General features: G+C 67.4%; 11 protein-coding genes and 1 tRNA gene. 7 read left to right on the top strand and 5 right to left on the bottom strand.

Going from position 1 to position 11684, the window contains the following annotated elements; all coding sequences use genetic code 11:
- Nucleotides 1-50: 50 nt before the first annotated feature.
- Both LTL01_RS05185 and LTL01_RS05180 read right to left on the bottom strand, forming a co-directional pair.
- Nucleotides 51-1820, bottom strand: a complete 1770-nt coding sequence (locus LTL01_RS05185) for a DUF2075 domain-containing protein (protein ID WP_236967652.1) — start codon at nt 1818-1820, stop codon at nt 51-53.
- Complete coding sequence (locus LTL01_RS05180) at nt 1807-2127, bottom strand: nucleotide pyrophosphohydrolase (protein WP_236967651.1); 321 nt, start codon at nt 2125-2127, stop codon at nt 1807-1809. Before LTL01_RS05180 ends, LTL01_RS05185 begins: the two co-directional genes overlap by 14 nt.
- Before the next feature lie 317 nt (nt 2128-2444).
- Here LTL01_RS05180 and LTL01_RS05175 point away from each other — a divergent pair, with 317 nt between their 5' ends.
- On the top strand, nt 2445-3566 hold the full coding sequence (locus LTL01_RS05175; protein WP_236967650.1) for a site-specific integrase: 1122 nt from the start codon (nt 2445-2447) through the stop codon (nt 3564-3566).
- A 39-nt stretch (nt 3567-3605) separates the two neighbouring features.
- On the opposite strand, the gene LTL01_RS05170 is transcribed toward LTL01_RS05175, so the two are convergent.
- Nucleotides 3606-3677: transfer RNA gene (locus LTL01_RS05170), tRNA-Arg, on the bottom strand.
- A gap of 126 nt (nt 3678-3803) precedes the next feature.
- Between LTL01_RS05170 and LTL01_RS05165 the strand changes: the two genes are divergently transcribed.
- The 6 genes from LTL01_RS05165 (at nt 3804) to LTL01_RS05140 (ending at nt 7229) form a co-directional block, all read left to right on the top strand.
- Nucleotides 3804-4271 carry a hypothetical protein gene (locus LTL01_RS05165; RefSeq protein WP_236967649.1) on the top strand — a complete coding sequence of 156 codons (468 nt, stop codon included), beginning with the start codon at nt 3804-3806 and terminating at the stop codon, nt 4269-4271.
- Between the two features lie 101 nt (nt 4272-4372).
- A complete protein-coding gene (locus LTL01_RS05160) occupies nt 4373-4645 on the top strand; it encodes a Fe-S cluster assembly protein HesB (protein ID WP_236967648.1) in 273 nt (90 codons plus the stop codon).
- Between the two features lie 107 nt (nt 4646-4752).
- Nucleotides 4753-5034: a hypothetical protein gene (locus LTL01_RS05155; RefSeq protein ID WP_236967647.1), complete on the top strand. Its 282-nt coding sequence runs from the start codon at nt 4753-4755 to the stop codon at nt 5032-5034.
- 95 nt (nt 5035-5129) lie between these two features.
- Nucleotides 5130-5534, top strand: coding sequence for a DUF5684 domain-containing protein (locus LTL01_RS05150; protein WP_236967646.1), 405 nt, complete (start codon nt 5130-5132; stop codon nt 5532-5534).
- 137 nt (nt 5535-5671) lie between these two features.
- Nucleotides 5672-6163 (top strand): hypothetical protein, encoded by a 492-nt coding sequence (locus LTL01_RS05145; RefSeq protein ID WP_236967645.1) that lies wholly within the window; start codon nt 5672-5674, stop codon nt 6161-6163.
- Nucleotides 6164-6377: 214 nt separating this feature from the next.
- Nucleotides 6378-7229 (top strand): alpha/beta fold hydrolase, encoded by an 852-nt coding sequence (locus tag LTL01_RS05140; protein WP_272877646.1) that lies wholly within the window; start codon nt 6378-6380, stop codon nt 7227-7229.
- An 842-nt stretch (nt 7230-8071) separates the two neighbouring features.
- Here LTL01_RS05140 and LTL01_RS14820 read toward each other — a convergent pair.
- The gene (locus tag LTL01_RS14820) at nt 8072-9331 is read right to left on the bottom strand and encodes a hypothetical protein (RefSeq protein ID WP_236967643.1); all 1260 of its coding nucleotides are present in this window, start codon (nt 9329-9331) and stop codon (nt 8072-8074) included.
- A 125-nt stretch (nt 9332-9456) separates the two neighbouring features.
- Nucleotides 9457-11619 carry a heavy metal translocating P-type ATPase gene (locus tag LTL01_RS05125; protein ID WP_236967642.1) on the bottom strand — a complete coding sequence of 721 codons (2163 nt, stop codon included), beginning with the start codon at nt 11617-11619 and terminating at the stop codon, nt 9457-9459.
- Between the last annotated feature and the right edge of the window lie 65 nt (nt 11620-11684).

The following is an 11684-nucleotide window of genomic DNA, read 5'->3' as shown; positions in this document are numbered from 1 at the left end:
CCGCCTCAGTGGGCTCCCGCCGTCGCGAGAACCATTGACGGACTCGCGCCTTACACTCGCAGGCCGGTGCCCGATGTCGGATCGGCGCTCAGGACAGACGCGACGTGGTTGCGGAGAACCGGATCGCAAACGTACACGTAGGTTCCCAGGATTCCCCGCGTAAGGAGTACGCCGTAAATGTTCTGGATCAGTGTAAGGAGGTCCGCGTCGGTGGTCTGCCTGCGCAGTTTCTTGAGGTTCTCCTTCCCCTTCTTGTCGCGGTAAGAGTCACGGTCTACGATTACCTGCCCAGCAACCTCGTCGTATCGGAGATCACCGCCGATGATCACGCCGGCGTAGTTGAGGTCGTAACCCTGCACCGTGTGAATCGAGCCGACCTCGTCGATCGATCCCGGCGAGTTGATCCAGTCCTTGTCTGTGCGGTTCCAGACGAAGCCAGTTCCCTCGAGTTCGAAGTCGAAGCCGGGTCGGTTGCCGCGGGTCTTCCAGTCCCACGCGTAGCCCGCCACGAGTCGGGCGAGCCCGACCTCGCGGTCGCGGTCGCGGATGGCCTGCCGCATTTCTCCGACACTCTCGAAGAACCGCAGGTCGTACTCACCGAAGTCCGGGCGATCGCCCGTGCGAAGTTCACCCCGAAGCAGCTGACGGACGAATCCCACGTAGTCTGCGTCCGCCCTCACCCGCATCTGCCTCGCCAACGGAAACCACCGATGCACTCGCTTTGCATCAGTGATCTCAGCGGCAAGAACTTCGCTAGGGAGGTCTGCTGGCCGTACACCCTGCTGCTCGTCGATGAGGAGAATCTGGTGCGTGCTCTGCGCGCGGATCCAGTCGAGTTGCGTTTTGCTGAGGTCATCAGCTCCGAACAGTCGTGCGTTGATTTCCGCGAAGTCGCGGTTGCGTATTCCCGAGGATTGGTTCGCGCGGCGATTGAGCCGGTGCGTCTCGTCGACGATGAGTAGGTCGAACGGCATAGACGACTTGCCGACGTCGAACGGATTCAAGACATGGTCCTCGCTGACCTTCGGCGTCTTCTTGAACACCTTCTTGATTGAGTCTCGAAGCGACTGCTGGGGTACGACGAGTCCGACGCGAACGCTCTTCAGGAGCTCCCGGTTCTCGGGTACGAAGAACTCAGAGAAGAGGGAGTCTTGCTCGATCTCATCCGTGTCGTCGTAGTCGCGAATGTCCGCCAGCAGCTTCATCAGGAAGATCGCCACGATCGTCTTGCCCGTACCCGGATTGCCCTGGATGACGCTGGTCGATCGTGTGCCCGTCGCGAGGTCCGCGAGCAGCGATTCAACGATCTGCTCGACGGCGATGGCCTGCTCTCGGGTGAGGACCTTGAAAGGCGAGAGCTTGAAGAGGTCGCTGTTCTCGATCTCGGGGATGCTGCGCTGGAAGATCCCGTCCGATCGCAGCTGCTCGAAGATGTCACGGAAGCTCTCGCGGTATTGGTCGCGCTCGTAGTATCGCGCATCGATGATGCCCTCGTTCCCGTTGAGCACCGTGAAGTGCCCGTCGCCGGCGAGCCAACGGATGAGGTGCGACTCGAGGTCGAGACACGCCGACTTGTTGAACGTCTCGTCTATGACGACACGGACGCGGCGGAAGCCTGCCTTCGATGGATTCTGGAGGTGCTGACGGATTCGCGATACAGCGCTGACCGTCTCGCCGACGTACACAGATGGCGCATCCGGGGACCCGGCGCTGTCGAGAACGTAGACGACGGGCCAGTTGGTACGCCGTTCATCGCCGGACGCCCAAGTGGAGATCGCGGGCGTAGTGAAGTCGAGCCGCTCGATCTCAAAGGGCGTCATACTTCGTGCTCCGCCCTCTCGATCGATCTGCGGGGTACTTCGAGTTCGTCACGGCGAGCTTCTGCAGGACGATCTCGTCCAGGTCGACTCCCAGTTGAGCCGCGAGCAGAACGCAGTAGGTGACGACGTCCGCGAGCTCCTCGCTCACGCGAACCTCGTCTGCATCGTCACTCCACTGGAAGCACTCGAGAAGTTCGCCCGCCTCGATCGAAATGCTCTTCGCGAGGTTAGCCGGCGTATGAAACTGAGCCCAGTCGCGCTCGCGCACGAACTCCGACAAGGCTTCGCGAACTCTCTCACTCGTCACGGTGCGACGGTATCGCACCGCTGCCTTCCCTCTGACAATGAGCGAACCAGCGATCGGGCGCGGCGCAGTGCTCGTCGTCGAACGGCTGCTAAGCGACGCGCGCCAGCGCGGAGTCTGCAAGGAGTGAGCGGCGAGAACGGAGCCGCGAGCGATCGCTACACTCTCGGCGTCGGAGGGAGGCGCCCCTCCCACCAACACCAGTTGACGACGTCTTCCGCCATCTATCCACATATGAAATCGGCCGCGTTGACGGCGTCCGACCTGTGTCCGACACTAGGCCGATACTGACCGTCGAGCCGGCACGAGCGGAGGTCGAGATGGGCACCATCGCCCCGTACGAAACAGCGAAGGGCCGCCGCTACCGCGTGCGCTACCGCAAGCCTGATGGCACCGAAACACAGAAGCGCGGCTTCACGACGATGCGCGAGGCGAAGCTCTATCTGTCCATGGTCACCGTGTCCAAGTCGAAGGGCGAGTACATCGATCCCGTGGCATCGCGGGTGCCGGTCCAGATGTTCGCGGACAGCTGGCTCCGGTCGAAGCAGCCGCCGATGTCGAAGCCTTCGTACTACATGACGCTCGAGCGGGCATGGAAGAACCACGTCGCGCCGGTCTGGGCAGACAGGGAGATCTGGTCGATCCGGCGGTCTGAAGTTCAGGACTGGGTGTCAGAGCTCGCGACGCAGAAGTCCCGCACGGTCGTGCTTCGCGCGCTGGGAGTCCTCGCAGGCATCCTCGACGTTGCCATCGACGACCGTCGCCTTGCCAGCAATCCGGCCCGTAACGTGCGCAGTCTTCCTCGGCGCGGCCCAGGCAAGCGTCGCGTCTACCTCTCGCATGACCAGGTCGCGACGCTGGCGGCGTGCTCGGCGTATCCGACGCTTGTCCTGACGTTGGCGTACACCGGGCTCCGGTGGGGCGAGGCGACAGGGCTGCGGGTGCGCAGCGTGAACCGCCTCCGCCGGCGCTTCGTCATCGAAGAGAACGCGGTGATGATCGCGTACGAGATCCACGTCGGCACGCCCAAGACGCACGAGAAGCGCTCGGTGCCCTACCCGGAGCGGCTCGCGCCGATGATCGAGCAGGCGTGCGCCGGTAAGGGGCCGGAGGGTCTGCTGTTCGGCGACGGGGTACATCACATGCGCAGCTCGGGCAGTAAGGGATGGTTCGCGAACGCGGTGCGGCGTGCGCAGGCGTTCGATCCTTCGATCCCGCGGCTCACCCCTCACGACCTCCGCCACACCGCTGCGTCGCTCGCGATCAGCTCGGGCGCGAACGTGAAGGCCGTGCAGCGGATGCTCGGGCACGCGTCCGCCGCGAAACGCTCGATCTTGGCGCTCTCAGACGTCGCGCAGGCCCCTGAAGGCGCTCGTTTTCGGCCAGCCGAAATTTCAGAATGCGGGCAAAAAGCGGGCAAAAACGACTTTTGTGCGGTCTGACCACAGAAGAAAGTCTTGGTCAGATGCAAAAAGAGACTGTGCCCCTGGAGGGACTCGAACCCCCAACCGTTTGCTTAGGACGCAACTGCTCTTCCATTGAGCTACAGAGGCTGGCCCGGCAAGTTTAGCCGAGCGTTCCGGGGCGGGATCGCGGTCGCAACGACCCGACGGCGAGCGCGGGCGTGCGTAGGGTGGGGGCGTGCGCACTCCCCCGGCATCCGTCATCGGGGTACGCGTATGAACGCCGAGGATGCGGCGAGCGACACCCCGGAGACCGAGGCCGTCGGCCGAAGCCCGTTCCTGCACGCGCTGCGGAACACCGGCATCCTGCTCGCCATCGCCGCGGTGGTGTGGGCCGTGTTCCTCCGCGACGACGACATGCTCCTGTTCGCCTGGATCCCGCTCATCTTCGCCGCGATCGGCTGGTACGTGCACGGCTTGCTCTTACGGGTCTTCCCTCCGCGATCGCGCTGGGCCGCCGCGTGGCGCGCGATCGCCGCGGCATACGTCGGGCTCGGAGTCGGGCTCTTCCTCCTCTCCCCCGGAGCACCTCAGCTCCTGTTCGGTGGACTGCTGACGTTCACAGTGTTCGGCGGCTTCATCGTGGTCGGCGCGGTGGCGATGCTGACGTGGCCGCTGCTCGGCATCCGCTCTCCTCATCGGCGTGATCCGCTCGCGGAGGACGAACCTCCGTATCCGGTGTGAGTCGACGCCCATACGGCGGTATGGGTTGCGGGCGGCGCGGATTCTCGGAATCGTGGCCACCTCGTTGACCGCAGGAAGGAAAGGAGCACTCAATGCTTACTATGACCGACACCGCGGCCGAGGCCGTCAAGACGATCATCGCGCGCGTCCCCGAGGCCGGCGACGGAGGAGTCCGCATCCGCGACACCGGCGCTCAGAACGGCTTCGAGCTCAGCGTCGCTCCCGCACCGGAGCCGCAGGACACCGTCGTCGTCACCGACGGCGCACGTGTGTTCCTCGACGAGGCCGCTAACACCGCACTCGACGACCGTGTGCTGGATGCCGAGCTCGGGCAGGACGGATCCGTCCGCTTCGCCCTCGGCTCCCAGGCGTGATCTGACGTCTTCCGGCACCGCCGGATCTGCGGGCCCTCGCGTTTCGACGCGGGGGCCCGCCGTCGTGTATCCGGGGCAGGGTTGCGAGGGGTGGATAGGGTCGAACGATGAACACCGCACGCCGTCGCGGCGAGATCATCGGGTGGGTTGTGTCCGCGGTCGCGCTGGTTGCGGGGTTCGTGCTGATCCTCGTCGGGATCGCGACTCCCCCGAGCGCATCGTTCGGGTGGTTCGCCTACCAGCCACTTGCGAACGCCGCGTTCGTTCCGGGAAGCGCCGGGATGGCCATTGCCCCGGTCACCGCGGCCGGGTTCACCCTCTTCGTCGTCGGACTCGTCGGGGTGGCGTTCCTCACCGGCATCCGCGTCGGAGCGCGCCGCCGCGCGTGACCTCGTGACGCGCGTGGCCGCGTTAACACGCTGATTTCGGCGTCTTGTCGGAGTGTTCACACGCGGCGCACAGGTTGAGCCCTAGGCTCGCGCGCATGCATATCGCTCTCGAGCTTCTTCCTCTGGTGACCTCCGACAACCTCGCCAACTCCGGCGCGACAGCGGGCGGCCTGATCGGCGGCTTCCTCGGCTATGTCCTGTTCGTCGCCGCCGTGTGGCCCTTCCTCAACAAGGCCGGTCAGCCCGGCTGGACCGCGCTCATCCCGATCGTCGCCGCCTTCTTCATCGTCCGCGCCGCCGGCCTCTCGGCCTGGTGGACCCTGCTGTACATCGTTCCGATCGTGAACATCGTCTTCGCGATCATCGTCGCCCTGCGCCTCGGCAAGGGCTTCGGCCACGGAGCCGTCTTCTCGGTCTTCCTGCTGTGGCTGTTCGCCCTCATCGGCTACTTCATCCTCAGCTACTCCAGCAACACCTACGACCGTTCGCGCATCGCCTGATCACCCCCTCGACGCGACCCCGTTCTCCGGCAAGGATGAGCGGGGTCGCGTTGCGTGTGGAGGAGGCATCCGATGACGACATATCTGATCTCGTTCCCGAGCTCGGCCATGGGCTGGCGTGACACCGGGAGGCGCTGATGGAGACCCTCGACGCGTGGCGCGACTTCAACGTCGCGATGGTCGGGGCGACCTCGGCCCTGGCCGGGCTCGTCATCGTCGCAGCCAGCGTGAACATCACCGCGATCATCAAGGCAGCGACGCTGACCGCTCGCCTCGCTGCGGGCATCGCCAGCCTGCTGATGGGCCTGACCGCGTCCGCCATCGCACTCTGGCCTGACCTCTCTCTTCCCGGATTCGGCATCGGAGTGATCGTCATCGCGGCCATCTCGGCGATCTTCCCCGTCGCCGCGACGGCACGCCTCGCCACGAACCCCGCCGCGCAGGGCAGCGGGCGACGCGCCGTCAACATCGTGCTCGCGTGGCTCCCGACCGTCGCGTACCTCGTCGGCGGATCCGTGCTCCTCGCGGGCCTCGCGGTCGGTGCGGGTATTGTCGCGGCCGGCACGCTGCTCGCGATCGTGAGCGCGGTGATCGTGTCGTGGGTCGCGCTGGTGGAAGTGCTGCGCTGAGCGGTTCGTTCGCGGAGGCGCCAGCAGGAAGCGCAGCTGGGCACCCCACCCGCCGGGCGGTGTCGGTGGTGACGGGAAGGATGGTCCGGTGACGACATCCGCCCCCAGCTTCTTCCCCGTCCCCGCGGCCGAACTGGACGATCTGCGTCGGAGGCTGGAGGCCGCGCGGCTGCCCGCACAGACACCGGGCGACGACTGATCGCGCGGCATCCCGATGCGCGTGCTCGAGCGGCTCCGCGATCGCTGGCTGAACGGCTACGACTGGCGCGCGTACGAGCGTCGACTCATGAGCGAACGGCAGGACGTCTTCGCGAGCGACATCGGCCCGCTTCACTACCTCCGCCGCGTCGGCGATGACGCAGCGCTACCGGTGATCGTGATCCACGGCTGGCCGTACTCCTACGCGCAGTTCCTCCCCCTCGCGGATGCCGTGGGAAAGGCACGCACGATCGTCGCGCCGTCACTCCCCGGGTTCGGTCACTCCCCCGCGGCGTCGGTGCCGTTCAGCGCGGAACGCATCGCCCGCGCGTTCCATCTCCTCATGACGGAGCATCTCGGCTACGAGCGCTACCTGGTGTACGGAGAAGACATGGGCGCACCGATCGCGGACTGGATGGCCGGCCTCTACCCCGATGCCGTCGCGGGAATCATCGCCACCCATCCCTCCTTCTCCGCACAGAAGCGCGACGGGGTGGTCCTGACGGATGCCGAGCGCGACTTCCTCGCCTCGACGCGCGACCCGGCCGAGAGCGGATATGCCCACCAGCAGGGCACTCGACCGGACACCCTTGCGGCGGCGCTGCAGGACTCACCCGTGGGCCTGCTCGCCTGGATCGCCGAGAAGATCGCGGCGTGGAGCGACGGCGGCGTCACCACCGAGTTCGTGAATTTCGACGACGACGATGTGCTCGATCTCGTCTCGCTGTACTGGCACACGAGATCGGTCGGAACGAGCTTCCGCAGCTACGCCGAACCCGACGACCTCGACGATCATCCGCTCATCACGGTTCCGGCATCCATCGCCGCCTCAATTGAGGAGCACGCTCGGCACGTCACCGGCGCGTGACCGCTGCCGGCGCCACGAACGTGTCGGAGGCCCGTGGGAGCATCGCGGATATGACGGCATCCGATCGCCTTCCCGAACCGACGCGGGCACCCGACGTCGACGACGACTTTCGTGGCGGACTCAACCCCGCGCTGTGGGTCGCCGAGTACCTGCCGCAGTGGACCACGCCCGAGCGCGCACGGGCGCGATACGCCCTCGTCGACGTGGGCCTGGAGCTGCGGATCGACGCCGACCAGCCCGACTGGCGGCCCGAGGACGCACCGCTGCGCGTCTCGAACCTGCAGACGGGCACGTTCTCGGGCCCCGTCGGCTCGGACCGCGGAACCCACCGGCACCGCGACGGTCTCCGGGTGCGGACCGAGACCCCCGAGCGACTGCTGTTCGCACCGTCTCGCGGCCGCATCGAGGTGACGCTCTCCGCGGGAACGGATGCCGGCACCATGGTCGCCGCGTGGCTGGTCGGCACCGAGCACCGCAGTCCCGACGAGTCGGGCGAGATCTGCCTGTTCGAGATCGACGCCCACGCGGTCGGTGCGACGACCGGGGCACGGACGGGCATCAAGGCCCATCACGATCCGTCGCTCAGGACCGACATGGCCGGGGTGACGGTCCCGATCGACGCCTCGCGGCCGCACACATGGACGGTGATCTGGGGCGACGGCGAGACCGTCATCGGCTGCGAGGGCGTCGTGGTGCGGCGGATCGCGCAGGCGCCGGAGTATCCGATGTTCCTGCTCATCGACCTGTTCGAAATCGGCGGGCCCGGCGGGACGTACCCGAAGTCGGCGACGATCCACCGCGTCCGCGGATGGGACGACACCGACCCGGTCGGACGGGCGGTGTCAGTCGCTCACGAGGTCGTCGACGGTGAAGGCGTTCAGACCCTCGGCGACGGCACCCACGCCGGTCAGCACGAAGGCGATCACGAGACCGAGGATCACCATCCACCAGCCCTTGCGCACGCACCGCAGGAGAACGGGAACGCCCACCAGCGTTGAGATGAAGAACTGCGCGAGGTAGAACATCCGCAGTTCCGCATCGACCCCGTCCGAGCCGAGGTTCCACGCGATGGCGAAGTTCAACGCAGCCCAGCCGAGGAACGCCAGGCCGGTGATGAGCGCGCCGCGGCCCGCACGCTTCGCGGGTGCTGGGGCGGCCTCCTGCAGCGCGGGCGTCGGTGCGGCATCCTGCGGCGCGGGCAACGGAGCCCCCGCCTGCGGAAGGGGTGCTCGCGGAACGGGTGCTTGCGGAATGGACGGCGGGGTCACCGGTGTCCCACGCAGGAACCTCCCGCGACGTGCCTCGTGCTGAGCGACATCCGCGAAGCCCGCCTTCACCTGATCGAGCGAGAAATCGTCGAGCGTGCGACCGCTGTCCAGAAACCGTCGGCGTAGGCGATACCGCGAGACGGCCAGGGCCGCGCTCCCCCAGGTGAGCGCGACCCCGAGCACCAATGCGACGATGACGACGGGAAGCATGCCGACCTGCCCGCTCCGCAGAGTGAACACCCCCGAGTCGGAGGAAATCACCGAGCTCCACTGCTCAGGGAACGCGATGATCCGGATCGACACCGCCACGTAGACGGCGACGGAGTACACGCCCGCAACGACGGCGACGATGGCGGGAGTCCTCCCGCCGGCCATCACACCGCGACCGGTGCTCCGCACCATCCGCTCGAGCGAGTCGAGCTTGTCGTTCTTCTCACGCCGCGACAGGACGACGCCCAGCGCGATGGCGACGATCGGAATGATGGCGGCGCCGACGATCGCCGCCTGCGTGAGGGACCGGAAGCCGATCGCCAGCGTGAGGAACGGCACGACCGCGGCGAAGACCACGAGCGTCCACAGCTGCGAGGTCTTCGTGATGCCCTTGTCGCGGATGACCCACACCAGGGTCGCAGCGAGAAGCAGCGCCGTCCCCCAAAGGCCGATGGCGAGGGTCCACCCGCCGATGCCGGTGACATCGATCCCGAACGGCCACACGAGGATCGGCAGCACGAACCCGAGCAGGTACGCCATGAGCGGGATCACGGTCGAGAACGCCATGATCCGGAAGACCCGCTCGGACGAGGAGACGGCGAACGTGTCGACGGTGGTCTGCATCGGGCACCTTGTCGGGGGTGTCGGGGAGCGAAATCGGATCGTGGGCGTCACGAGCGACACGAGTGTCCATGATCACCTCGCCACCCTTCGAGGTCAAAACGGATGCCGGTTGCCGACGCCCGAGCTCAGCGGTCGAGCACCGCGCGCGTGCTCGCCTCGGGCGTGAGGTCGATGCGGCGGAGCAGCTGCGCGTTCAGCGCGACAACGACGGTCGACAGCGACATCAGGATCGCCCCGATCGACATCGGCAGGACGAACCCGATCGGCGCCAGCACACCCGCCGCCAGCGGGACCGACAGCAGGTTGTAGCCGGCGGCCCACCACAGGTTCTGCTTCATCTTCCGGTACGTCGCGCGCGAGAGCTCGATCACCGACAACACCGACCGCGGGTCGGAACTCGCGAGGATGACGCCGGCCGAGGCGATCGCGACATCCGTCCCGGCACCGATCGCGATGCCGACGTCGGCTTGCGCGAGCGCGGGCGCATCGTTCACGCCGTCGCCGACCATCGCGACCTTGCGACCCTCCCTCTGCAGCTCGGCGACCTTGTCGGCCTTGTCCTCCGGACGCACGTGCGCGAACACGCGATCGATGCCGAGCTCGGTGCCGACGGCGTCTGCCACGGCATCCGCGTCACCGGTGATCATGACCACCTGGATGCCGAGGGCGTGCAGCGCGTCGACCGCGTCGCGCGACTCGGGGCGGATCTCGTCGGCGAGCTTCAGCCCACCGATCACGACGCCGTCGCGGACGACGTGGAGGATGATCGCGCCGTCCTGACGCCACGCGTCGGCCTGGGGGACCTCATCGGCTCCGACCTCGTCGAGCAGGCGCGGGCCTCCGACGCGGATCTCGGCCCCGTCGACGGTGGCGGTGACGCCGACCGCGGGCGACGAGGTGAACCCGGTCGCCTGCGCCAAGCGGAGGTCCTTCTCCTTCGCCGCGCGGACGATCGCCTTCGCCAGCGGGTGTTCGCTGTCGCCCTCCGCCGCCGCGGCGAGCGCGAGCACGGCATCCGCATCGAGATCCCCGACCGCGTCGACGGCGGAGACGACGGGCTCGCCCTTGGTGAGCGTGCCGGTCTTGTCGAACAGGACGGTGTCGACCGTGCGCATGCTCTCGAGCGCCAGGCGGTCCTTCACGAGAACCCCGCCGCGGGCGGCACGCTCGGTGGCGATCGAGACGACCAGCGGGATCGCGAGACCGAGGGCGTGGGGGCACGCGATGACCAGCACGGTGATCGTGCGGATGACGGCCTCATCGGGGAAGCCGACGAGCGTCCAGACGAGCGCGGTGATGACCGCGGCCCCGAGCGCGAACCAGAACAGCAGCGCGGCGGCCCGATCAGCGATGCGCTGCGCGCGCGACGAGGAGTTCTGCGCCTCGGTGACCAGCCGCTGGATGCCGGCGAGGGTGGTCTCGTCGCCGGTGGCCGTCACTTCGACGCGAAGACCCGAGTCGGTGGCGACGGTGCCGGCCGTGACGAGGTCGCCGACCGTGCGGGCGACGGGGCGGGACTCGCCGGTGACCATGGATTCGTCCATGTCGGCAGATCCGTCGACGATCTTCCCGTCGGCGGGGACGCTGCCGCCCGGGCGGACCACGACGACATCCCCCACCCGCAGGTCGGCGGGAGCGACGGTGACGACCTGGTCTCCCTCGACGCGCTCCGCCTCATCGGGGATCAGCGCGGCGAGCGAGTCGAGCGCGGAACTGGTCTGCGCGAGCGAGCGCATCTCGATCCAGTGACCGAGCAGCATGATGACAATGAGGAGCGCCAGCTCCCACCAGAACTCCAGCTCGTGAGCAAGGATGCCGAGGGTCGCGCCCCAGGAGGCGAAGAACGCGACGGTGATCGCCAGGCCGATCAGCAACATCATCCCGGGCGTGCGCGCGCGCAGCTCACTGATCGCGCCGGTGAGGAACGGCCACCCGCCCCAGACGTACATCACGGTGCCGAGCGCGGGCGCGATCCACATCGCCCATCCGGGGACGTCGTAGCCGAGGAGCATCCCGAACATCGGCGAGAACGCCACAACGGGGACGCCGATGATCAGGTTGATCCAGAACAGCCGCCGGAACTGGCCGACGTGGTCGCCGTGACCGGCGTGGCCTCCGTGACCCCCGTGGCCTGCGTGGTCGCCATGGCCTGCGTGGTCGCTGTGGGCGGACGGCGAGCCGTGGGCCGAGTGATCGACGTGGGCGGAATGACCCTCGTGATTGCCGGGATCGCCGAGGGCGGCATCCGTCGTCGGCGAATTCCGGTGGTGTGCGTGCGGATCGGACATCGATTCACTCCCCGTGGGTGCGGTCTCTCAGCGATGGGCGTATGCTCGAACATGGATACCCCCCA

The sequence above is a fragment of the Microbacterium aurantiacum genome, assembly GCF_021654035.1.
GTDB lineage: Bacteria > Actinomycetota > Actinomycetes > Actinomycetales > Microbacteriaceae > Microbacterium > Microbacterium aurantiacum.
Note: the sequence above shows the minus strand (reverse complement) of the source record. Positions and strands in the feature narration are given on the sequence as shown.

Coding starts and splice junctions, on each gene's coding strand:
- LTL01_RS05185 (WP_236967652.1), bottom strand. CDS start 1,820: ATGACGCCCTTTGAGATCGAGCGGCTCGACTTCACTACGCCCGCGATC.
- LTL01_RS05175 (WP_236967650.1), top strand. CDS start 2,445: ATGGGCACCATCGCCCCGTACGAAACAGCGAAGGGCCGCCGCTACCGC.
- LTL01_RS05165 (WP_236967649.1), top strand. CDS start 3,804: ATGAACGCCGAGGATGCGGCGAGCGACACCCCGGAGACCGAGGCCGTC.
- LTL01_RS05160 (WP_236967648.1), top strand. CDS start 4,373: ATGACCGACACCGCGGCCGAGGCCGTCAAGACGATCATCGCGCGCGTC.
- LTL01_RS05155 (WP_236967647.1), top strand. CDS start 4,753: ATGAACACCGCACGCCGTCGCGGCGAGATCATCGGGTGGGTTGTGTCC.
- LTL01_RS05150 (WP_236967646.1), top strand. CDS start 5,130: ATGCATATCGCTCTCGAGCTTCTTCCTCTGGTGACCTCCGACAACCTC.
- LTL01_RS05145 (WP_236967645.1), top strand. CDS start 5,672: ATGGAGACCCTCGACGCGTGGCGCGACTTCAACGTCGCGATGGTCGGG.
- LTL01_RS05140 (WP_272877646.1), top strand. CDS start 6,378: ATGCGCGTGCTCGAGCGGCTCCGCGATCGCTGGCTGAACGGCTACGAC.
- LTL01_RS14820 (WP_236967643.1), bottom strand. CDS start 9,331: ATGCAGACCACCGTCGACACGTTCGCCGTCTCCTCGTCCGAGCGGGTC.
- LTL01_RS05125 (WP_236967642.1), bottom strand. CDS start 11,619: ATGTCCGATCCGCACGCACACCACCGGAATTCGCCGACGACGGATGCC.